Below are 21719 nucleotides of genomic sequence, written 5' to 3' on the forward strand. Positions count from 1 at the left end.
GCTCTTGGCACGCATAGCGAACAATGGCCCACCCTCCCGGCTAGGTTGCCCAATCGATTCGGGGAGAGCCAACTTCATGTCCAACAATTTGAAACTGCTCGCGTTTGCGAGCGTCACTGCCATGGCAGCCGCAATGTGGTCGGTACCTGCGGCTGCCCAGGACGCGGCGACTGCCGCGACCGGGGCAGAGGCGACGGCGGCAGCAGGCGAAGCCACAGAAGTGCCTGCGGCGGATGCGCCGGCAGCCGATAACGGCGATATCGTCGTAACCGCGCGGAAACGCTCGGAAAGCCTCCAGGATGTGCCGCTCTCTATTGCCGCCGTGTCGGGCGAACTGATGCAGCAGCAGGGCATCAAGAAGCTCGACGATCTGCAGTTCAAGGTTCCCAACTTTACGATGACGGAGACCGGCATCGGCTCCAACATCGCCATTCGCGGCATCTTCTCGGGCGTCAACCAGGGCTTCGAGCAGTCGGTCGGCACCTACATCGACGGTATCCATTATGGCCGCGCCCAACAGGCTCGCTCGCCGTTCCTGGATGTCGAGCGTGTTGAGGTACTGCGCGGACCGCAATCGATCCTGTTCGGCAAAAACTCGATCGCCGGCGCCCTCAACATCATCTCCGCCCAGCCGACGCACGATTTCGAAGGCTATGCCCAGGCGAGCTATCAGCCCGACGGCAACGACTGGGAAATGCTTGGCGCCGTCTCCGGCCCCCTCAGCGATCGCCTGAGGGCCCGCGTCGCCGCACGCTATCACAAGGGCGACGGCTATATCGACAATCTGACGCTCGACCGTTCCGAGCCGCAGCGGAAGGACTGGAACCTGCGCGGCATCGTCGAATGGGATGCGACCGACAATCTGACGATCAACCTCAAGGCCGAACATGGCGAGTTCGACGTCGAAGGCCGCAATATCGAGATCTACAACGAACTGCCGTCGATCAGCACCAAACCATTGTTCGCCGGCAGGACCTATGCCCAAATCTTGCGGTTACTTGGCGCCGACGAGTCCGTCCTGAACACCGTGAAAGACGGCAAGCGCTCGGCGAACGGCGACACGTCGGACAACAAGTCCAACACCTATGTGGTGACCGCCAATTGGGAAACCGACATCGGCACGGTGACGTCGATCAGCGGGCTCAACAAGTTCAGCTACAACGAGCTGTGCGATTGCGATTTCACCGGCGCGACCATTCTCACCGTCGACCTGCGCGAGAAGTATGAGCAGTTCAGCCAGGAAATCCGCCTGGCTTCCGACACGAAGGGGAAGCTCGACTATATCGTCGGCGGCTTCTTCCAGACCAGCGACCATAGCTATCGCGACAACATCAACATCCCGACCAATTCGCTGCTCGTTCCGGTGATCAACGCCCAGGCCGCCGGCTTCGGCACGCTGACTGGCGGAACCCGCGCGGCGCGCGAAGCCAAGGTCGAGGCCAAGATCCTCTCCGCCTTCGCCCAGCTGAATTACGACATCACGGACCAGTTCCGCGTAACGGTCGGCGGGCGCGTGACCCACGAAGAGAAAGAAGGCGACCGCACGCTGACGATCCAGACGCTGGCCGGCGGCGACCTGGCCGGGATGCAGGCGGTTGTCGCGCCGCTCGTCTATGCCCAGCTGCTCAACATCAGTTCGACCAACCTGGCAACCATCGCCGGAGCTACCCCTGCTCCTCCGGGAGTGACCTGCACCACGCCGCCGACCGGTGTGACGCCCCCGCAACGCGCGGCAGCCTGCCTCGCGCAGTTCGGCGCCCATCCGGTCGAGGGTAAGGTGTCGAAGACCGGCTTCGTGCCCTCGCTCACCGTCCAGTATGACGTGAACGACGACGTCATGCTCTATGCGTCGGCCACCAAGGGCACCAAATCGGGAGGATTCGACTTCCGCGGCAACAACCGCGGCTTCTATCCGACCATGGAAGATGCGTTCGAGTTCAGCGAAGAAAAGGCCACCAGCTTCGAAGCAGGCGCCAAGACCCAGTTCCTCGATCACCGGGGGACGTTCAACGTCGCCTTCTACCACACCAAGATCAAGAATCTGCAGGTCTCGGTGTTCGACGGCAAGCTCGGCTATGTCGTCGGCAACGCCGATGCCCGGACCCAGGGGATCGAAGTGGACGGGCGCTTCCGGGTCACCCCCGAACTGACCCTGCGCGGCTCGGGCGCGCTGACCGATTTCGAGTTCACCGACTATCCCAACGGCCAATGCTATCCGGGGCAGGCCTCTGACGGCACGCTTGGACAGTGCGACTATGAAGGCAAGACCAACCAGCTCGTCGCCGATTGGCAGGCGACGCTCGCGATCGACTGGGCTCACCAGCTGACCGACTGGCTCGAGCTGCGCACGACGGCGGACATGTTCGCCACCGACGGCTACTTCCTGGCGCCGACGCTGGACCCGAACCAGGTCCAGGGCAGCTATGCCAAGTTCAACATGCGTGTTGCCCTGGGCGCTCCCGACAACCGGTGGGAAATCGCGCTGCTCGGCAAGAACCTGACCGACAAGCATGTCGTATCAATGGGCGTCACCACACCTTTGTCCTATTCGACATTCGGCGCTTACAGCCAGGCCAACATCGTTGGCGAAGGACGGACCTTCGCGGTCCAGGGGCGCCTGAACTTCTAGACGGATGGAGCGGGGGATGGGCGGTACGATAGCCTGTCCTTCCAACTACAAGAATCCGCCACTCTTCGGAGTGGCGGCCACCTTCCACCTCTTGGTTGAGTAGTTGCGTTTGGGGAGGGGAGAGCCCGGTGCTGGTCCACGGCACCGGGCTTTTCTTGGTATTGAGTTAGTTGAGTATAATTACAGCCAGCCGCACCACAGCGCCGCGAGCGCGAGCACGGCGATGAAGACGGTCTCCAGAACCATCAGCACCACCGGCTTCCACCCAATGTCCACGATCTCGCTGAAATGCGTCTTGATACCCAGGGCCGCGATCGCCGCGACCAGGCACCAGCGCGATGCTTCGTTGCCGGCATCACGGACGAAGCCCGGCATGGGCAGAATGGTATTGGCCACGACCAGCGCGACGAATGCCGTGACGAACCAGGGCAACAGCGGCGGCCGCTTGCCTTCGCCCCGATCGCCGCGCGAACGTGCCCATAATCCCACGGCGACGATCACCGGCAGCAGCATGGCGACGCGCATCAGCTTGACCACCGTGGCGGTGTCGCCGGCCTCCGGCGAAATGGCGTATCCGGCACCGACCACTTGCGCGACATCATGGATCGTTGCGCCGATGAGCAGCCCGGCATGGTGATCGTCAAACCCGAATAGCTTGGCGATCGCCGGGTAAAGGATCATGGCAATGGTCGAGAGGGTCGACACGCCGATGATCGTGAAGCCCGTCGCCCTTTCCTTCAGCGGATGGGCAGGCAAGGACGCCGATAGCGCCATGGCGGCCGAAGCGCCGCAAATGGCCGTGGCACCTCCGGACAATATGCCGAACTCCGTCTTGAAGCCCATCGCCCGTGCCGCCCAGGTCGAGGCCAGGATCGTCAACGCGACGACGGCGACGACCAGCGCGACCGGTTGCCAGCCAAGATCGGCAATCTGGCCGAGGGTGATCCGGAACCCGAGCAGCGCGACGCCCAGCCGAAGCACCGTCCGCGATGCGAAACTGATCCCTGGTTTGCAGCGATCAACCTCGCTCAGGAAATTCATCGCCATGCCGAGCAGCAATGCGAACAGCATCACCGGGCCGCCGTAATGGTCGGCAAGGAAGGTCGCCGCGGCGGCGATGATGAGCGATGCCAGCACGCCGGGTCCGACCCCGCCAATGCCGGGCAACGGCAACCCGCTTATCTTGGTCATTCTTTACTCCGCGAAGGCGACGGCAGCTCTCGAGGATTTGCGGGCGAACAGGAACACCAGCGCGGCCGCGACGCTGGCCAAGGGAAGCACTTGCAACGCGCCGAGCAGACCGACCCTGTCAGCTAGCCAGCCGGTAACGATCGGTCCCGGAGCAAGGCCCAGAAAATTGTTGGCAAGCGTCAGTGTGGCAAAAGCTGTGCCGTGGATCGCGGCGGGAGTGAGCCCCGCGACCATCGCCCCGGCAGGGCCGGCGGTCGCCGCGGCAAAGAAGATCGCCAGTCCCAACAATGCCAGTTGCGCCGGCCCGGCCGGGACCGCGAGCGCCACCGCGAGCAGGATAGCACAGCCGATACTATAGGCGGCGGCCAGCATCACTCGCTGTTCGGGACGGCTGAACAGCCGGTCGCTGATCACGCCGCAGGCAACCATGCCGATCCCGCAGATCGCGAGATAAAGCGCTGCCAGCGACGCGGCGCCATCGACCGGAAGCTCGTAATAGCGATTGAAATAGGTCGGGAGCCAGGCCGGCAGCGCGCCGGCCACAAACAATTGGAGTCCGCTGCCGACATAGGCGCACTTGAGGGTACGGCCGGCGAACAGGCTGCCGATGTTCGGCAATGCCCGCTTGCGCTCATAAGGCTCCTGCCCTGCGGCGGCGGAAAGTCGCGCAAGCCGCTGCTCCCCGACCAGGATCGGGTAGAGGATAGCAAGTGCCAGCCCCGAGAGTGCAATGATCATGAATGCCATGCGCCAGCCATGCGCCGCCGCGACCGCCCCTCCGATCCCCACGCCCAGCACCTGGCCGAGCAGGCCGCCGGCCATGAAGGCCGCGGACAGGGTCGCGCGCAGGCGCGACGGAAAGGCGCTTACCACCACGGCGATGCCGACGCTGCCGTATGCCGCCTCGCCCACCCCGACCAGCACCCGGCCGGCGAGCATTTGTTCATAGTTGGCCGCGACGGCACACAACAAGGTCGCAAGGCTCCACAGCACCGCCATCGCCGTCAGGCTCTTGACGCGACCCCATCGGTCGGCCGCCAGGGACAGCGGGAACGTCAACAATCCGACCATGATCGCGACAACGCCCGACAGAAGGCCGAGCTGACTGTCGCTGAGCGCCCATTCCGCCTTGAGCAGCGGGAAGACGGCATTCAGCACCTGCCGCGCCATATAATCGGAGATCAGCAGCCCGAAGGTGAGCGCGAATATCACCCAGGCATAGACCTGGACCTTCGGCCTGCTGATCGCGATGTCGGTCACGCCGCCTGACGCTGCGCCAGCGCGGTCTTGCGGTTGGGCAGCCAACCGTTCCGCTCCAGCGTCTCGTCGACGCTCGAGTAGAAAGTTCCGATCTTGTAGAGCTGGCGGGCCTGGTCCGCGGTCGCGACTGGACGCCAAAGTTCCTCAGACAGCTTCACCATCTTCTCGATCTGCTGAACCGAAGTCGCGCGTTCGCCGCGACGGCCCCACAAATTATCCTCCTGCCCGACGCGCACGTGCAGGCCCATGGCAATGCCCATGGCGTTCAGCGGGTAGATGCTCCGCATCAGTCCCTCGACCGTCAATACGGCATTCTGCGGAACCCGATTGATGAATTCCATGAGGTTGCGCGGATTGGGGCCATCGTGGCCGCCGCCGATCGCAACCCAGTTGAGAACGTAGGGGCCCATATACTGGCCCTGGCGGACGATACGCTCGACCGTCTCCAGGTCCTTGATCGAACCGATCATGAAATGCGGCTGAATGCCGGCCGCGACCAGGCGCTTCAGATGCTCCTTCACGAAGCCCGGCCCGGACTCATAATACATTTCGGTGTAGGCGTGCTTATAGTCAGGCTCGCCCATCGAAGTCCCGGCGCAATCCTCGTCGGTGATCAACTCCATCACGTTCATCTGGTTGGTGTTGATGGCGATGGTCACCTGGTCGGGCGCGGGATTGAGCTGGGCCAGCATGTGGCGCGTGTCGTCCGTCAGCCACTTCGCCGCTTCGCCCTCGTCTTTCGGAGCGAAGCTGATCGACCCGCCGACCTGCAGGATCATTTTCGGAACCGCGGTGCGCAGCCGGTCGAGCATCTCGTTGAACATTTCGAGGCGCTTGGACCCCTTGCCGTCGGGCTCGCGGACATGGACGTGGAGGACGGTCGCGCCGGCGTTGTAGCAATCGACCGCCTTCTGCACCTGCTCCGCCATCGACACCGGAATGTCGTCGGAATCGCGGGGGAAAAAGCTGGGCGCGTAAGGCGCGACCTGGATCACCAGCGGATCCTGGTTTTCGGGCAGCAGGCTGTCGTCCATGAACTGCATGGTGGTTCTCCTCTAGTAGGGCTTGTCGCCAGAGATGCCCGCGCGCTCCATTTTGCGGACGGCGGGCCAGTAATCCATGACCGCGTAATGCTGGGTCGAGCGATTGTCCCAGATGGCCACGCTGCCCGGCGTCCAGCGCCAGCGGACCTGATATTCGGGAATGCTTGCCCGGCCGATCAGGTAGCTCAGCAGGTTGGTGGCACCAGGTGCGAAGTCCTGGCCGAAGCGCACATTCTGGGACGTATGGAAATTGGTGAAATGGGTCGCGAAGCTGTTGACGAACAGCACTCGCTGGCCAGTCTCGGGATGAGTCCGGACGACTGGATGCTCGGCGTCGGGATATTGTGCCTTCAAGGCGTGGCGCTGGCCGATCGGCATTCGCGCGCCGAAGCTCGCCTCGATCGAATGGCGCGCATAGAGATCGGCGATCCGTTCCTGAATATCGTCAGGCAGGTCCTCGTAGGCGCGCGCCATGTTCGACCAGATGGTGTCGCCGCCGACGGGAGGGCATTCAAGGCAGCGCAGGACCGCGCCCATTGGCGGCTTGTCCCGCCAGGTCGCGTCGCAATGCCAGGCATTTTCGAAATGGTCGGGGGGAGAGTTCAGGTCCTTGTAGATGCAGACCAGGCCGGGATGCTCCGGGTCGCTGCCGACCACCGGGTGCGTCTCCAGCTCGCCAAAGCGTGAAGCGAAGGCGACATGGTCGGCCTTGCTGATGTCCTGGTCGCGAAGAAACAGCACCTTGTGCGTCAGCAGCGCGTCGCGGATCGCACCGAATAGATCGTCGTTGGTCGCTGCCTCGGCGAGGTCGACTCCGCCCAGCTCCGCACCGATGTGCGTCGTGAGCTTCTCGATCCTCACCGGACGACGAAGATCGACGAGCCCGTCGTCTTCCCTGCCTCGAGGTCGCGGTGGGCCTGCACCGCCTCTTCAAGGTCGTAGCGCTGGTTGACGTTGATCTTGATTCGCCCGGAGGCGACATGATCGAACAGAGCCTGCGACAGCTCGGCCCGTTCGGCCGGATCGGCAATGAAGTCGGCGAGCGCCGGGCGGGTGAAATAAACCGACCCCTGGATCGCCAGCTGCAGCGCATCGATTGGCGGAAACGGACCCGACGCCGTGCCGCAGCCAACCAGGACGCCCCGGCGCTTCAGCGACTTGAGCGAGCCTTCGTACGTGTCCTTGCCGACCGTATCGTAGACTGTGGTGACGCCCTCGCCGCCGGTGAGCGCCCTGACCCGCTCGGGCACATCTTCGCGGCGGTAGAAGATAATCTCGTCACAGCCGTGGGCCCGGGCCAGATCCGCCTTGGCCTCGGTCGAGACGGTGCCGATAACGCGCAGGCCGAGCAGCTTCGCCCATTGCGAGGCGATCAGCCCGACGCCGCCGGCGGCGGCATGAATCAGGATGGTGTCGCCGGCCTTCATCCACGGGTTGGTCTTGAGCAGCCAATAGGCGGCGCTCAGGCCGCGCATGGTCATGGCCGCAGCGGTCTCATGGGTGATGTCGACCGGCAATCTGAACAGAGAGCCGACCGGCATCACGCGCTCGGTTGAATAGGCCCCCAGCGGACTGCCGGTGTAGGTAACGCGATCGCCAATCGTGTATCCGTCGACATTGGAACCGACCGCTTCGATCACGCCCGAGGCCTCGACACCCATGCCATTGGGCAGCGGCACCGGATAATAGCCTTGGCGGAAGTAGGTATCGGCAAAGTTCAGGCCGATGGCCACGTGGCGGACGCGCACTTCATCCGGACCCGGCTCTCCGACCCGAACATCCTCCAGCTGGAGGACTTCCGGCCCGCCGGATTGATAAAAGCGCACTGCCCTTGCCATGAGATTCTTTCGTTGATGCGAAGGCGACGAATTAGCTCGCGGCAGCTTCACCTTTTGCACGAATCATGACATTATTTGGTGAGGTCATGACAGGAGTTGGCTGATGGAGCTTGTGCGTTCAGCCGCGCTCACCGGCTATTTCTCGGTCGCTGACGAACTCAGGCTCGACGTTACGCCGCTGCTCAGAAATGCCGGCCTATCCCGGGCAATGCTCGAAAGCCCGGAGCAGATGATTCCCGCGCGGGCGGTGGTGCGCCTGCTGGAAGACAGCGCGAAGGCGTCGGATTGCCTGACCTTCGGGTTGCGGATGGCAGCCCGTCGCGAGCTGGCCGATTTGGGCCTGGTCAGCCTGCTGCTTGCCCACCAGCCGACGCTGGGCGAGGCGCTGGCCGTCATGGGAGAGTATCGCAACCGGATCAATACGAACCTGATGTTGCGGGTAGAGCAATTTGACGGGCTGGCGCTGCTGCGGGAGGTCTTCACGTTCGACCCGCCCCTCGCCTGCCGCCAGGCCGAAGACCTGGCAATCGCGGTACTCGACCGCATGTGCCGGACGGTGCTTGGCGCCGGGTGGCAGCCGATCAGCATCAGCTTCCGCTATGATGCCCCTCCGGCATCCGACCGGATCATCTACCAGCAACTATTCGACTGCCCGGTGGAGTTCGGATCCGAATTCGACGGTATTTTGGTTTCCAGCTCCACCCTCGAGATGCCCAACCCGCGGTCAGAGCCGGCGCTGGCATTGCATGCCCGGAAACTGATCGGAACGATGGTCGACCCCGGCGAGCGCACCGTAGTCGAGGAAGTCGAACAGGCAATCATGGTCCTGTTGCCCGCGGGACGCGCGGCCATCGAGACTGTCGCCGACACTCTGGGGATCACGGTGCGGACGCTTCAGCGCCGACTGGTCGACGAAGGCACGACGTTCAGCGAGGTGCTCAACCGGTTGCGGGTGCGCGAAGTGACCCGGCATTTCGAGCATCGCCGCCATCGCCTGACCGACATTGCCCATATGCTCGGATATGCTTCGCTCGGCGCGTTCAGTCGCTGGTACAGCGAAAATTTCGACGAGACGCCAAGCGAAGGCCGCAAGCGCACCAAGCGGCGCTAGCGGCATTGCTCAATCTGGTCCTAATGGCGGAGGGGGTATCAGCAGATTGGCAATTATCCGCCACAAATGAAGGCTTAACGCGGGGGTGCCAGCGCTCACCCCTGCCAACCGCCGCTTCCGGCACAATGGCACCCTTATGTGCCTAAGTTCATGTCACCCTTGGGGCGCTCTAGAGTTCCAATGACCGCAATGGGTGGAAAGCTGCCACTCGCAAAGCGGGGTCCGGAATACTAACCGGACCCCGTGAGGCTGTGTTGCAAAATGTTAGGCTTCGATGCTCTCTTGAGCAGTAGCTTCGACCGTCTGCTGTTTGGCGCTGTCGATGGACGCCTGATTGGTCTGCGATCCTCCAATCGACACCCTCCGAGGCCGCATGGCTTCCGGGATTTCCCGGACCAGATCGATCGACAGCAGGCCGTCCCGGAGATCTGCGTCGGTCACCTTGATGAAATCGGCCAGGCCAAACCTGCGCTCGAACTGGCGGTTCGCAATTCCGCGATGGATGTAATTAACCTTGTCGTCGTCGGCCTTCTTACCGGTCACGATGAGCTGGTTCTGCTGGGCCGTGATATCGATCTCGTCCCGGGAAAAACCAGCAACTGCCAAGCTGATGCGGTAGTGGTTGTCATCCACTTGAATGAGATCGAACGGCGGATAGGTTTCGGAACCCTGTGCCAGGCCGCTGTTCTCCAACAGATCAAACAACCGATCGAAGCCGATCGTGGAGCGCCGATAGGGCGCAAAATCGAATGCACTGCGCATATCTGTCCTCCTCTTGAGCGACTTGGCGGGAGGCAGTGCCAAACGAGCCCCTGCTTCCCGTCACCGGCCCTTCGAAAGCCGGCAGCAGAAATCTGGTTTTGGCGTTAAGAGTTTCAAGGGGTCGATCATCACCGCAACGGATGGATAGCGGTCATGATGCAATTGGGGGAGGCATCGGATTTGGTTCCGAGGGGTCAGACCCCTCTGCCCGCTCGGCTTCGAGTTTCGCCAAGTCGGTTGCAATTTCTTCTGCCATCTGACGTAGCGCATCGGCAGCTTGCCGATCGACTATCTGTCTCGCCAGACGGCGACAGGTCTCAATGCGCCTTCGCATACCGTCTAGAGGGTCGTCCGACATTCACCGCGATCCCAAGGGGCCTGTGTCGGGAGCGTAACATAGCTTGGCGTCCACGGTTCCGGTTCGGATAACTTAATGACCGCGATGGGTTAAGAATGGACATGAGGCCACGGTCGTCGGCGCTTGTGCGGGCAAGAGCTCCAGCGACGCGAGCCAGCGCGGCATTGCCATACCCACGACAAGGCCGGCTGGCTTAGGCGAAGTTTTGCCCGTATTGCAACATGATGGACAAGGAAACCACCGACCGAATTATCGACCTTCAAGCGGAAATCACCGCCTTGCGCGGGGCCGTTCGTATGCTCCTTCACAACGCGTACAATGCGAATGATAGCGCCTTGGCAATCCTTCGCGAGAAAGCCTTTCAGGCCGACAGATTCCGGGGCGATTATAATGAGCCAAACGCACGCTCGACACGGTATCGTGAGGGCGTGCGCGAAGCGGTTGCTAGTCTTCTTGACCCGTTCCAGCCCGACAACGACGAGGCCAGCCGACTGGCCAACCCCGCTTCCACGCAAGCAAGGTCTACCGGACCCGAATGATCCTGGTCGTGCCCGCGCCCAACTTCTGTCCGAAATGGGTGGAAAGCGGTCATTGCGCGGACCCGTTGACCATGGCAGCCAGCACCTATGAAAATCGACGCCCAAAACTACGAGAAAATGAAAGCGTGGTTTGCGCATTTGGTCGCCGAGACCATCCCGCCCGAACTCATCACCCCAGAAACCCATCCCCTCGCGTGCCTAGAGCAAATCGAAAGTAGGTGGCCGGGCAAGGCACGAAGCGGGTTAGCAATGGCGATTGGCGACACCATCGAAATGACCGAAGGTTGGTCTCTCGAACGAGTAGCAGAAACTGACAGGCTGCTGGCAAACGATGGACTACCGACCCTCACGGAAATGCGGGTTCACTTTTCCAAGGTAATCCGACGCGTCCTCAATCGCGGCAGCATCAAAGATGAAGTCGAGTATTACGCTCTACGGAACGCCGCTGAACTCGCCCACGATGGCGGCAAGGAACTGTGGTCGCTACTTTCGGCCTACGAGCACCAACAAGAAGGCCAATGACCGGAATGGGTGGAAAGCGGCCATTAGCTTCCGTCAACGTTTAGCTAGGCGCCGGTTCATGAAAAGGAAGGTTGCTGCCAGCAGTGCTACGGCAATAAGTGTTCCTGCAACCCAAGAGAAGCCGAGCCAGATAACCAACTCGCGCACGAGCCATGCGATCAAAACCACGACCATGAACCACCAGCGAGACATGCTCACGACGCTGGCACGACTTCATTTCTGACGCAACTGAATGGCCGGAATGGGTAGAAAGCGGACGTTCAGCCTGGATTAGGAAGCCCTTGCGGAGCAAGCTCCGAAGCACGGCTCCAAGCACCCTTAGGCAGCTAGGCGATCCTGGCGCATCCGAACCGTTACCACGAGGCCGCTCTCTTGCCAGTCGTAGGTGAGTTCGCCCCCTAGCGATCTTGAAACGCTGCGAGCAGTAAGCCCGCTACCGAAGCCTTTCAATGCAGGTTCCTCGGTGATTGAGGGGCCGCCCGTCTCTGCCCAGATTAAGCAGATATCGTCTTCTTCGAGTTTGCTCGACACGTCGAGGAAACCCGAAGCGCTGGAAAGTGCACCATATTTGACGGAGTTTGTCGCCAGTTCGTGAATAACCATGGCAAGCGCGCTCGCGGCCTGCTCTCCCACGCCCATCCGCGCTACCGCGACCCGGATGCGACCTGAGAAGGCCGCCGTTTCATCGTAGGGGGCCAGCAGGATCGACAGCAGGTCTCCAAGCAGAGCGGCTTTGCCCTGCTCGCTTGGCAAAGGGCGAACCAAATCGTGAGCGCGGCCTAACGCCGTGAGACGCTGCGTGAGGTCGCCGGTCATGTCTTCGACCGATTTAGCCGAGCGACCGGTAAGCTGGGTCAGGCTGGCAGCGATGGAGAGGAGATTTTTGACCCGGTGGCTCATTTCCCCGGCGAGTAGCTCACTGCCCTCCTCGGCTTGCTTGCGGCCGGTAACGTCTAGGAAAATACCGAACATGACACCGTCAACAATCCCGGCGTCGGCACCCTGCCCGCGAGCCGAGATCCAGCGAACCTCGTCGCCAAGGCAGATACGAAAGTCTATTTCATACGAACCCGCAACTGAGCGCGTGGCGGAAAAAGCCGCTCGAACCCTGTCTTGATCGGCCGGATGAATATGGGTGGAAAGCTCTTCGAAGCTGACCGTGTCGGCCCACGGCAGGCCCCACAGTTCAAACGCGCGTTCATCCATCTCGAACCGGTCGTCATCGACCTGCCATGACCAAAGGGCAACACAGGCCGCTTCCACCGCGAGCCGTAGGTGTTCCTCACGCCATATTGGCGCTGTCGGCTTTTCGGTGACCAATCGATACCTTTGCTATGTGCGGACGAAGCTGAGTGCGTACCGACAATAACACGCGAGCTTGGCGGGGTATCCCGAATTGAGAATGGCCGCGCCCTAATGACCGCAATGGGTCGAAAACGGTCATTAGGGTCGAATGGCACTTGGCCCGCCATTTTGCCGGAACACTTCCGCAACGTTTTGCGAACACACGCGTTTTGCTTAAGTCACTAATATTGCTACGTGATTTGTGTTTGGCACACTCCGTGGCACGCCCCCGTTTTGTTCACGAAATGGTTGGCAGTTTTCTGCCGATAGAATGGCGGAGAGGGTGGGATTCGAACCCACGGTACCGTTGCCGGCACGCCGCATTTCGAGTGCGGTGCTTTCGACCTCTCAGCCACCTCTCCGCAAGATCAGGGTAACGCTGTCCGGCCGGTGGGCCGGTGGGTCGGGGGCGGCCTCTAGCAGCGCCTTGCGGCGATGCCTAGCCCGTTTGGAATTGCAAACAACTTGCCTGCCAAGCGTTACCAACTACATTGAAGTCATGACCACGCCGTCGACCTCTGCCAACGCCATTCCCCTCGCCCGATATGGAATTGGCGAGATGGTGCGCCACCGCCTGCTCGATTTCCGCGGCGTGATCTTCGACGTCGATCCCGAGTTCGCCAACAGCGACGAATGGTATGAAGCCATCCCCGAGGCGATGCGCCCGGCCAAGGACCAGCCATTTTATCACCTGCTCGCCGAGAATGCCGAGAGCAGCTACGTCGCCTATGTCAGCCAGCAGAATCTGGTCCCCGACGACGAGGGCGAGCCAATCGACCACCCCGCCATCGGCACCCTGTTCGAAGGCTTCGACGGGACTGGCTACAAGCTGAAGCCCGAACATCGCCACTAGGCGAATTCCGCCCGCGGCGGTTGACAGAATCATTACCACCCCATAGGCGGCACGCTTTCCCGCGCGGGGCGTTGCCACGCGGCGTTTGTTCGCGCGGTCAATGAGTGACGGAAAGTGAAGAGGCCCATGTTCGCAATCGTGCGCACGGGTGGCAAGCAGTATCGCGTTGCCCCCGGAGACAAGATCGTCGTCGAGAAGCTGGCTGGCAATGCCGGCGATAGCGTCGACCTCACCGATGTCCTGCTGGCGGGCGAAGGGTCGGACCTCAAGTCGACCGACGGCCTGATCGTCGGCGCGGAAATCATTGCCCAGGCGAAGTCGGACAAGGTCACCGTCTTCAAGAAGCGCCGCCGGCACAACTATCGCCGCAAGGCCGGCCATCGCCAGCAGCTGACGATCCTCAAGATCGTTTCGATCGGCGGCAAGAAGGCCGAGAAGAAGGCGGAGCCGAAGAAGGCAGAGGAAAAGGCTGCTGCACCTGCGAAGGCCGAAAAGCCCGCCGCCGAGAAGAAGGCCGCTGCTCCGAAGAAGGAAGCGGCTGCCAAGGCGTCGACAAAGGATGCTGCACCTGCTAAGGCGGCAGCGAAGAAGGCCCCTGCGGCCAAGGCTAAGAAGTAAGAGCTTTATAAGATGGCACATAAGAAAGCAGGCGGCTCGTCGCGTAACGGCCGCGATTCACAAGCCAAGCGCCTCGGCGTGAAGAAGTTCGGCAGCGAAGCGGTTCGCGCCGGCAACATCATCGTGCGCCAGCGCGGCACCAAATGGTATCCGGGCGACAACGTCGGCCTGGGCAAGGACCATACGCTTTTTGCACTCACCGACGGTCGCGTGTGTTTCCGCGATGGCAAGCTTGGTCGCAAATACGTCCACGTCGAAGCCATTATGCCGGAAGCGGCTGAATAGGCGGGATCGGTCGATAAAGGGCCGCTCCCGGGAGGGGGCGCCCCAGACGAGACCCGAAAAAGGTTTCGAAAAGGGAGAAGAGGGAAGCCCCCTCTCCTCCCTTTTTCATTTTCTTCTCCCGAAACTGCAACAGAGCGGCCCTAGCGGGCAGCTCGAGAGGAGAAGGAAGTTGAGCATGTTCGCGCGGACCGAACGATTGCTGCTGAGACCAGGCTGGGCCGAGGACGCCCCCGCGCTGGCGCGCGCCATTGCCGATGAGCAGGTGGTGCGCAACCTGGCGACGGCGCCGTGGCCCTTCGCGCTCGAGGACGCCGAGGCGTTTCTCGCGGCGCCGCGTGACCCGGCGATGCCGAGCTTCCTGATCATGGAGCGGCGGACCGACGGCCCACCGACGATCGTCGGCGCCTGTGGGCTCGGACGCCGGCCGTCCGGTGCCGTCGAGCTGGGCTATTGGATCGGCCGTGCACACTGGGGCAAGGGCTTCGCCACCGAGGCCGGCCGTGCGCTGGTCGACATCGCCAGGACCTTAAAGCTCCCCAGGCTCGAAGCTTCGCACTTCCTCGACAATCCGGCTTCGGGCCGGGTGCTTGAAAAGCTCGGGTTCAAGCCGACGGGCCTGAGCGCCGAGCGCTACAGCTGCGCCCGCGGCGGGGACGCCATGGCCCGGCTTTACCGGCTGTCGCTGATGGGCCGGGGGGAACTGGAGAGGCCGTTAGCGGCTTAAGCCGCCCGGCGGACCTTCTTCATGCTTTCGGTGCCGAGGGCGGCCTCTTCCTCATACCGCGCGATGAGGTGGCGGTCGTCCTCGTTCCAGGGGTGGAAGCCGGGTAGGAAATAGGCTGCCCAGGCACGGAAAATCTTTCGCATCATGCCCGGGCGGATCCACATGTAGCCAAGCAGGCCGAACCAGGCCTTGGGCCCGGTTATGCCGTCCTGCCGGAGAAGTTCGATCGCGCCCCGCGTTCGGTCGAGCGTGAAGTTACGGGTCGCGATCAGCATGACCTGCGCCTTTACCTTCCAGCGCTTGGACCGCGGCCAATGACGCGTCGCATGGAGCCAGGTGTCATAGGCGACACCCTTATGCTCGATTTCCTCGATCGCGTGCCAGCGCCACATCGCCTGGGCCTCTGGCTCCGCGGCGGCGAGATGGCGCGGATCGGCCAGCAGCTCATGAGCAAAAATGGCCGTGAAATGCTCCAGCGCCATGGTCGAGGCGAGCGCTGCGATCGGCGGCTTCGAGCGAATGAAATCAAGCCGCATCTGCAACCGGTCCTCGAGCGGTTTTAGATCATAGCCGGCATCCACCGCCGCCTTGTTGAACGCGTCGTGCTCCCGGCTGTGGATTGCTTCCTGGGTGGTGAAGCCCTTGATTTCCTCGGCCAGCTTGGGCGGCGCGCCGTCACGGTGGTTGCGGACGGCCTCGACGAAGAAGGCCTCCCCCTTTGGGAAGGTCGACGAAAGCGCGTTGTAGAAGGCCGTCGCATAGGGATCGCCGCCATGCCACCAGTGCGCCGGCTTGGCCTTGCGTGCGAAGCGGCGGTCGCGCGGCGTGATGCTGAGATCGACCGGGGTCACACTTGCGGCATTCATGATTAGGCTCCAATCATCGCACGACGCACATTTGAACTAACTGACATAAATGTCAATAACTTTACAAACTCGTAAGAGACTGTCGCCCGGCGAAAGCCGCGCCGTGGCGGTTGCCGCGGCTCGTCAGCTGCTGCGCGACGAAGGCGTGGCCGCGGTGACGTTGAAATCGGTCGCGGGCAAAATCGGCCGGACGCACGCCAATCTGCTGCACCATTTCGGCAGCGTCGCCGGCCTGCACCGTGCGCTGGCAGAGGACATTGCCCACACCGTGTCGGCCTCGATCACCGAGGCGATCGGCAAGCGCCGCCGCGGCGAAGCCAGCGAGCGCGACGTCGTCGACGCCATGTTCGATGCGTTTCATGCCGAGCGGGTCGGCGAGCTGATCGGATGGATCGCCCTAACCCGCCAGCGCGAGGCGCTTCAGCCGGTGGTCGATACCATAGCCGCGATCGTGGAGGATTTCCGGGCCTCGGGCGACACTCGGCCGATGGACCGGGTGACCCTGGGGCTGGTACTGATGGCGATCGGCGATAGCCTGGCCGGCAGCGAGGTGGCGGCCGCCAGCGGCCTCGGCCGGGAAGCGGTTCGGGAGGACGCGGTCGGCCTGATCAAAGGGATCGTCGGCCAGGCCTGAAAGGAGCGAGCCATGCGGCTCAATTACGCGATCAAGTTCGTCAGCGACATGGACGCGGCAGTCCACTTCTATCGAGATATTTTGGGTCTGACCCTCGGCTTTCAATCGCCCTTCTGGACCGAGTTCGAGACCGGGGAAACGAGGCTCGCGCTGCACCCCGCGTCAGGTGAGAATCCGGCTGGGACCGTCCAGCTGGGGCTCGCGACCGAAGATCTAGACCAGTTCTATTCCGAGGCCCTTGCCAACGAAATCACCTTCACCAGGCCGCCAAGCGAAGTGCACGGATCGCGCATTGCTCGGTTTCTTGATCCGGACGGAGCCGAAATCTCAATCAGCGGAAAATGAGCGCTGAATTGCCTTGCTCATCCGTCCCCTGGACAGACTGCGCTACGCAATTGCCGCAATTGTCGTTAAGGGCGCGCCATGCATTTTCTCGATCAAGCCAAGATATTCATCCGTTCCGGCGCGGGGGGGCCGGGCGCTGTCAGCTTCCGACGCGAAAAGTTCATCGAATATGGCGGACCCGACGGCGGTGAAGGCGGCAAAGGCGGCGACATTGTCTTCGAGGCGGTTCCGGGCCTCAACACGCTGATTGACTTTCGCTACACCCAGCATTTCCGGGCGCCACGCGGCAAGGGTGGCGCAGGATCCAACATGACCGGCGCCGGCGGTAAGGATCTGGTCATCAAGGTGCCGGTCGGCACCCAAATACTGGCCGACGATGAGGAGCGTACCCTGCTTGCCGACCTGATCGAAGAGGGTCAGCGCATCGTCTTCCTGAAAGGCGGGGACGGCGGGCGCGGCAATGCCAGCTACAAAAGCTCGACCAACCGAGCGCCGCGCCAGCATGGCACCGGCTGGCCAAGCGAAGAGATGTATGTCTGGTTGCGCCTGAAGCTGCTCGCCGATGTCGGGCTAGTCGGGCTGCCCAACGCCGGAAAGTCGACGTTCATCAATGCGGTAACCAATGCCCAGGCCAAGGTCGGCGCCTATGCCTTCACGACGTTGCGGCCGCAGCTTGGCGTTGTCAGCCACCGCGGCCGCGAGTTCGTTGTGGCCGACATTCCGGGGCTGATCGAGGGCGCCGCCGAGGGCGCTGGCATCGGCGACCGTTTCCTCGGCCATATCGAGCGCTGCCAGGTGCTGTTGCATCTGGTCGATGCCAATGACGAGGATGTCGCGACCAGCTACCGCATCGTCCGCGACGAACTGGATGCCTATGGCGAGGGCCTGGCCGGCAAGCCAGCCGTGCTCGCGCTCAACAAGATCGACATGCTCGACGATGAGCTGATCGCGGCGCTATCCGCCGAGCTGGAAGCCGCGAGCGGCAAAAAGGTTTATCCGCTGAGCGCCGCCGGCGAGATCGGCCTGGAGCCGGTGCTCGATGCGCTGCTTGAGCGGATCAGCGCCGAACATGTCGAAGATGACGGCCCGGGCGAGCCGATCGAATGGTCGCCGATTTGAAACTGGCGATTACCGGCGGGACCGGCTTTGTCGGCGGGCGGCTGATCGAACTCGCACGGGTGGCAGGCCATGAAGTTCGCGCCCTGACCCGCAGGCCACAACAACCGCGCGATGGCGTAACCTGGATCCAGGGTGCGCTCGACGACCAGGCAAGCCTAGATCGACTGGCCGAGGATGCGGACACACTGATCCATGTCGCCGGCGTGATCAATGCGCCCGACCCGGCCGGATTCGAAGCCGGCAACGTCATGGGCACCAGTGCCGTGATAGCCGCTGCCGAAAAGGCCGGCGTGCAGCGGTTCATCCATGTTTCATCGCTCTCGGCACGCGAGCCAAAGCTGTCCGCCTACGGCGCCAGCAAGGCTGGGTCGGAGGCGCTGGTGGCCGCGTCCGCCCTGACCTACGCAATCGTGCGACCACCGGCGGTTTACGGCCCGGGCGACAAGGAAACGTTCGAGCTTTACCGAATGGCCAAGCGCGGATTCATTATCCTGCCGCCGGAGGGCCGGCTGTCGCTGATTCATGTCGACGATCTCGGCCGGCTGCTATTGGCACTATCCGATCCATCGGCACCAAAGGGCCTGTTGGTCGAGCCTGACGACGGCCGCCATGGCGGCTGGAGCCATGGCGAGTTTGGCCGAGCGCTGGGCAAGGCCCTCGGCCGGACAGTCGCCACCGTCTCGCTGTCGCGGCCGATTCTCGACTTTTTCGCAAAAGTCGACGGCTGGATCAGGCGTGACAGGGCAAAGCTGACCGCCGACCGGGTGGCCTATTTCTGCCACCCCGACTGGATGGTTGATCCAGGCCGCGGCGCTCCTGAGGAATTGTGGAAGCCCGAAGTCGCGACCGAACAAGGGCTGGCGGACACCGCCAAATGGTATCGCGAGGCCGGTTGGCTCTAGTGCATGACCAGTTGATAGACGACTGCCAAGGCGGTGAGCACCATGCCCAGCAGGAACAATGTGAAGCTCCAGTAGAGCCAGCTGAACTTGTCGTCGCGCAGGACCTTGCCATGGTCATAGAGATCAGCGGTCAATCGGCGATAGGTTTCCTCTTCCGACGAAAGGACCTTCATCATCTCGTCGATATATTCCTGGCGGTTGGCGTTGGTGTAGCTGCCGAAGAACAGGATGTTGATTTTCTCGCGCGGGATCGGGTCCTTGGTCACAACCATCTTGTTCGGGCGGATCGTCAACACCCCGAATACGGTCGCAATGAAGGAGAACAGGGTCAGGACCAGCAATGGCAGGCTGGCCTTGCCGTCGGCGATGTCGCTGATCGACATCGAGAAAACGACGAAGCTTGCGCCCATCAAAATCGACGCCTTGGTATCTGCCATGCCGGACAGGGTGATATTGGTCGCATTGGCCGCGACGAGGAGGTTGTGGACCTCCTTCGGGAAGACCGGATCGTCCGGGCTGACCAACTTGGGTTCGCCGCTGCCTTCACTCATTTCCTGTCCCCTGCGTGGGCCAGCCCCATGCAACCGCGCTTCGGACAGGAAGGCAAGGGGCGATGAAGCTGCTCAATAATATTTCAGCGCCTCGGCCTCGGTCTTCTTGATCCAGGTGTCCTTGCAGATCGTATAGGCATTGCTGTCGTCGGGGTGCTTGGCAGCGCAACTCTCTTTCATCCGCTGATAAGCCTCCGCCATTTCCGGGCGCGCACGGAGATAGTCGCGGAATGCGATGTGGCGGCGAATGCTGTGATCGCCGTCGGCGTAACAGTGGAGGTGGAATCGGCGAAGGCCGCTGTCCGGGTCGCTGAGCGTGCAGAAGCGCCGGCCTTCCAACCCATATTCGCCGTGCCATGCGTAGCCGAGCGCTTCGATCGCGGATCTTGAAGCCTCGATCTTTTCAAGGTCGGGCGTAACCCCGACCAGGTCGATGATCGGCTTGGCCGCGATTCCCGGGATCGCGGTCGATCCGACATGATGCATCTCAATAATCGCGGGCCAGATGGCCTTGAGGATGCGGGCCGCCTCCACGCTCGCCTGCTCGGCCCATTGTGGGTCGTGAGGCAGGAGTCGGACTGCATATGGCGGCAGCATGGTCATTTCGTGCTCGGAACCATCGCCTGTTTCAAGTGCCATCGTCATTATTCGACAATGAGCGCCTGCCATCGGTCAAGCCCCCGCCCTCTTTGCGCCCGATTTCGTTGCGAAAGCGCTTGCCTCTCACTAGGACGCGACAATGACCGACCGAGCCGAAACCGAAGCCAAAGTGAAGGCCCTGATCGAGCCTTTCAACAAGAAGGGGATTGCAGTTAGCGACGCGACCCGCTTCGCCCAGGACCTCGAATGGGACAGCCTGACGGTTCTCGACTTCGTCGCCAATATTGAGGACGAATTCGATATCCTCATCACCATGAACCAACAGGCCGAAATCGAAACGGTCGGGCAGCTGGTCGAGGCAGTCGGCAAGCTAAAGGCGGCTTGATTTGAGCGACCTGTTTTCCAAGTTCGATCCACTGATCGAAACCCGCGAGCAATTGCTTTCGACCGGCCTCACCGATCCGTTCGGGCTGGTCATGGAAAAGGTGATTTCGCCGACGGTCGCCATTTGCAACGGCCGCGAGACCATCCTGCTCGGCACCTACAATTACATGGGAATGACCTTCGACCCCGATGTGGTCGAAGCCGGCAAGCAGGCACTCGACGAATATGGTTCCGGCACCACCGGCAGCCGCGTCCTCAACGGCACATATGCCGGTCACAAGGCGGTCGAGCAGGCGCTGATGGACTTTTACGCCATGGACCATGCCATGGTGTTTTCGACCGGCTACCAGGCCAACCTCGGAATTATTTCGACGGTGGCCGGCAAGGACGATTACATCATTCTCGACATCGACAGCCACGCGTCGATCTATGACGGGTGCGCGCTGGGCAATGCCCAGATCGTGCCGTTCCGCCACAATGACATCGGCGCGCTGGAGAAGCGCCTCCAGCGAGTCCCGCCGGGAGCCGGCAAGCTGGTGGTGCTGGAGGGCGTCTATTCGATGCTGGGCGACATTGCGCCGCTCAAGGAAATGGTGGCCGTGTCCAAGGCCCATGGCGCGATGGTGCTGGTCGACGAGGCGCATTCGATGGGCTTCATCGGCGAGCATGGTCGCGGCGTTGCCGAGGCGCAGGGGGTAATGGATGACGTCGACTTTATCGTCGGCACATTTTCGAAATCGGTCGGGACGGTCGGCGGGTTCTGTGTCTCAAACCACCCCAAGTTCGAGATCCTGCGGCTAGTCTGCCGGCCTTATGTGTTCACCGCGTCGCTGCCGCCTAGCGTGGTGGCGACTGCCGCGACCTCCATTCGCAAGCTGATGCACGGGTCGAACAAGCGCGCCCATCTCTGGGAAAACAGCAAGAAGCTGCATGCCGGGCTCAAGGCATTGGGCTTCACCCTGGGCACGGACGAACCGCAATCGGCCATCCTTGCGGTGATCATGCCCGACCTCGAACGCGGCGCTGCGATGTGGGAGGCGCTGCTGCACGAAGGGCTTTACGTCAATCTCGCCCGGCCGCCGGCAACGCCGGCGGGTATGACCCTGCTTCGCTGCTCGCTATGCGCCGAGCACTCGAGCGAACAGGTCGACGAGATTCTCGGCATGTTTGAGGCGGCCGGCCGAAAGACCGGCGTGATCGGCTGATCCACAGCTTATTTTCGAGGGGGTTTCGCCCAAGGA

At 62.2% G+C, this 21719-nt stretch carries 25 protein-coding genes and 1 tRNA gene; 14 read left to right on the forward strand and 12 right to left on the reverse strand.

What is annotated here, in order from left to right; all coding sequences use genetic code 11:
* The first annotated feature begins 76 nt into the window (after positions 1-76).
* Positions 77-2629 carry a TonB-dependent receptor gene (locus tag LZ518_RS07925; protein ID WP_249915462.1) on the forward strand — a complete coding sequence of 851 codons (2553 nt, stop codon included), beginning with the start codon at positions 77-79 and terminating at the stop codon, positions 2627-2629.
* Between the two features lie 180 nt (positions 2630-2809).
* On the opposite strand, the gene LZ518_RS07930 is transcribed toward LZ518_RS07925, so the two are convergent.
* The 5 genes from LZ518_RS07930 to LZ518_RS07950 are packed head-to-tail and all read right to left on the reverse strand — an operon-like array spanning position 2810 to position 7961.
* The gene (locus LZ518_RS07930; protein ID WP_249915463.1) at positions 2810-3820 is read right to left on the reverse strand and encodes a YeiH family protein; all 1011 of its coding nucleotides are present in this window, start codon (positions 3818-3820) and stop codon (positions 2810-2812) included.
* A gap of 3 nt (positions 3821-3823) precedes the next feature.
* Positions 3824-5080 (reverse strand): MFS transporter, encoded by a 1257-nt coding sequence (locus LZ518_RS07935; protein WP_249915464.1) that lies wholly within the window; start codon positions 5078-5080, stop codon positions 3824-3826.
* The gene (locus LZ518_RS07940; protein ID WP_249915465.1) at positions 5077-6123 is read right to left on the reverse strand and encodes a beta-keto acid cleavage family enzyme; all 1047 of its coding nucleotides are present in this window, start codon (positions 6121-6123) and stop codon (positions 5077-5079) included. Before LZ518_RS07940 ends, LZ518_RS07935 begins: the two co-directional genes overlap by 4 nt.
* A gap of 12 nt (positions 6124-6135) precedes the next feature.
* Positions 6136-6984 carry a TauD/TfdA dioxygenase family protein gene (locus LZ518_RS07945; protein WP_249915466.1) on the reverse strand — a complete coding sequence of 283 codons (849 nt, stop codon included), beginning with the start codon at positions 6982-6984 and terminating at the stop codon, positions 6136-6138.
* Positions 6981-7961, reverse strand: coding sequence for a quinone oxidoreductase family protein (locus LZ518_RS07950; protein ID WP_249915467.1), 981 nt, complete (start codon positions 7959-7961; stop codon positions 6981-6983). The genes LZ518_RS07945 and LZ518_RS07950 overlap by 4 nt, the downstream gene beginning before the upstream one ends.
* Before the next feature lie 103 nt (positions 7962-8064).
* On the opposite strand from LZ518_RS07950, the gene LZ518_RS07955 reads away from it, so the two are divergent.
* The gene (locus LZ518_RS07955; protein WP_249915468.1) at positions 8065-9072 is read left to right on the forward strand and encodes an AraC family transcriptional regulator; all 1008 of its coding nucleotides are present in this window, start codon (positions 8065-8067) and stop codon (positions 9070-9072) included.
* Positions 9073-9336: 264 nt separating this feature from the next.
* On the opposite strand, the gene LZ518_RS07960 is transcribed toward LZ518_RS07955, so the two are convergent.
* Positions 9337-9834 carry an Hsp20 family protein gene (locus tag LZ518_RS07960; protein WP_249915469.1) on the reverse strand — a complete coding sequence of 166 codons (498 nt, stop codon included), beginning with the start codon at positions 9832-9834 and terminating at the stop codon, positions 9337-9339.
* Between the two features lie 579 nt (positions 9835-10413).
* On the opposite strand from LZ518_RS07960, the gene LZ518_RS07965 reads away from it, so the two are divergent.
* Both LZ518_RS07965 and LZ518_RS07970 read left to right on the forward strand, forming a co-directional pair.
* On the forward strand, positions 10414-10731 hold the full coding sequence (locus LZ518_RS07965; RefSeq protein ID WP_249915470.1) for a hypothetical protein: 318 nt from the start codon (positions 10414-10416) through the stop codon (positions 10729-10731).
* Positions 10732-10818: 87 nt separating this feature from the next.
* On the forward strand, positions 10819-11253 hold the full coding sequence (locus LZ518_RS07970; protein WP_249915471.1) for a hypothetical protein: 435 nt from the start codon (positions 10819-10821) through the stop codon (positions 11251-11253).
* 33 nt (positions 11254-11286) lie between these two features.
* Here LZ518_RS07970 and LZ518_RS07975 read toward each other — a convergent pair whose 3' ends face one another.
* The 3 genes from LZ518_RS07975 to LZ518_RS07985 all read right to left on the reverse strand — a co-directional run bounded on the left by LZ518_RS07975 (position 11287) and on the right by LZ518_RS07985 (position 12959).
* A complete protein-coding gene (locus LZ518_RS07975; RefSeq protein WP_249915472.1) occupies positions 11287-11445 on the reverse strand; it encodes a hypothetical protein in 159 nt (52 codons plus the stop codon).
* 126 nt (positions 11446-11571) lie between these two features.
* On the reverse strand, positions 11572-12573 hold the full coding sequence (locus LZ518_RS07980; RefSeq protein ID WP_249915473.1) for a sensor histidine kinase: 1002 nt from the start codon (positions 12571-12573) through the stop codon (positions 11572-11574).
* Between the two features lie 296 nt (positions 12574-12869).
* Positions 12870-12959: transfer RNA gene (locus LZ518_RS07985), tRNA-Ser, on the reverse strand.
* A gap of 137 nt (positions 12960-13096) precedes the next feature.
* Here LZ518_RS07985 and hspQ point away from each other — a divergent pair.
* The 4 genes from hspQ (at position 13097) to LZ518_RS08005 (ending at position 15077) form a co-directional block, all read left to right on the forward strand.
* The gene (gene hspQ / locus LZ518_RS07990; RefSeq protein WP_249915474.1) at positions 13097-13450 is read left to right on the forward strand and encodes a heat shock protein HspQ; all 354 of its coding nucleotides are present in this window, start codon (positions 13097-13099) and stop codon (positions 13448-13450) included.
* A gap of 126 nt (positions 13451-13576) precedes the next feature.
* Positions 13577-14068, forward strand: a complete 492-nt coding sequence (gene rplU / locus LZ518_RS07995; RefSeq protein WP_249915475.1) for a 50S ribosomal protein L21 — start codon at positions 13577-13579, stop codon at positions 14066-14068.
* 12 nt (positions 14069-14080) lie between these two features.
* Positions 14081-14353: a 50S ribosomal protein L27 gene (gene rpmA, locus LZ518_RS08000; RefSeq protein WP_249915476.1), complete on the forward strand. Its 273-nt coding sequence runs from the start codon at positions 14081-14083 to the stop codon at positions 14351-14353.
* A 175-nt stretch (positions 14354-14528) separates the two neighbouring features.
* Entirely contained in the window at positions 14529-15077 is a 549-nt protein-coding gene (locus LZ518_RS08005) for a GNAT family N-acetyltransferase (protein ID WP_249915477.1), read from the forward strand.
* On the opposite strand, the gene LZ518_RS08010 is transcribed toward LZ518_RS08005, so the two are convergent.
* Entirely contained in the window at positions 15074-15943 is an 870-nt protein-coding gene (locus LZ518_RS08010) for a metal-dependent hydrolase (RefSeq protein ID WP_249915478.1), read from the reverse strand. The genes LZ518_RS08005 and LZ518_RS08010 overlap by 4 nt on opposite strands.
* Positions 15944-15992: 49 nt before the next feature.
* Between LZ518_RS08010 and LZ518_RS08015 the strand changes: the two genes are divergently transcribed.
* The 4 genes from LZ518_RS08015 to LZ518_RS08030 all read left to right on the forward strand — a co-directional run bounded on the left by LZ518_RS08015 (position 15993) and on the right by LZ518_RS08030 (position 18943).
* The gene (locus LZ518_RS08015) at positions 15993-16577 is read left to right on the forward strand and encodes a TetR family transcriptional regulator (RefSeq protein ID WP_249915479.1); all 585 of its coding nucleotides are present in this window, start codon (positions 15993-15995) and stop codon (positions 16575-16577) included.
* 12 nt (positions 16578-16589) lie between these two features.
* Complete coding sequence (locus LZ518_RS08020) at positions 16590-16922, forward strand: VOC family protein (RefSeq protein WP_249915480.1); 333 nt, start codon at positions 16590-16592, stop codon at positions 16920-16922.
* A 78-nt stretch (positions 16923-17000) separates the two neighbouring features.
* On the forward strand, positions 17001-18041 hold the full coding sequence (gene obgE / locus LZ518_RS08025; protein WP_249915481.1) for a GTPase ObgE: 1041 nt from the start codon (positions 17001-17003) through the stop codon (positions 18039-18041).
* Complete coding sequence (locus LZ518_RS08030; RefSeq protein ID WP_249915482.1) at positions 18026-18943, forward strand: NAD-dependent epimerase/dehydratase family protein; 918 nt, start codon at positions 18026-18028, stop codon at positions 18941-18943. The genes obgE and LZ518_RS08030 overlap by 16 nt, the downstream gene beginning before the upstream one ends.
* On the opposite strand, the gene LZ518_RS08035 is transcribed toward LZ518_RS08030, so the two are convergent.
* Positions 18940-19494 carry a Pycsar system effector family protein gene (locus LZ518_RS08035; protein WP_249915483.1) on the reverse strand — a complete coding sequence of 185 codons (555 nt, stop codon included), beginning with the start codon at positions 19492-19494 and terminating at the stop codon, positions 18940-18942. The genes LZ518_RS08030 and LZ518_RS08035 overlap by 4 nt on opposite strands.
* 72 nt (positions 19495-19566) lie before the next feature.
* Positions 19567-20133: a GrpB family protein gene (locus LZ518_RS08040; protein ID WP_249915484.1), complete on the reverse strand. Its 567-nt coding sequence runs from the start codon at positions 20131-20133 to the stop codon at positions 19567-19569.
* A 100-nt stretch (positions 20134-20233) separates the two neighbouring features.
* Between LZ518_RS08040 and LZ518_RS08045 the strand changes: the two genes are divergently transcribed.
* Together LZ518_RS08045 and spt are read left to right on the forward strand one after the other, a co-directional pair.
* Positions 20234-20479: an acyl carrier protein gene (locus tag LZ518_RS08045; protein ID WP_249915485.1), complete on the forward strand. Its 246-nt coding sequence runs from the start codon at positions 20234-20236 to the stop codon at positions 20477-20479.
* 1 nt (position 20480) lies between these two features.
* On the forward strand, positions 20481-21683 hold the full coding sequence (spt, locus tag LZ518_RS08050; RefSeq protein WP_249915486.1) for a serine palmitoyltransferase: 1203 nt from the start codon (positions 20481-20483) through the stop codon (positions 21681-21683).
* Positions 21684-21719: the final 36 nt, after the last annotated feature.

The organism is Sphingomonas brevis (assembly GCF_023516505.1).
Taxonomy (GTDB): Bacteria; Pseudomonadota; Alphaproteobacteria; order Sphingomonadales; family Sphingomonadaceae; genus Sphingomicrobium; species Sphingomicrobium breve.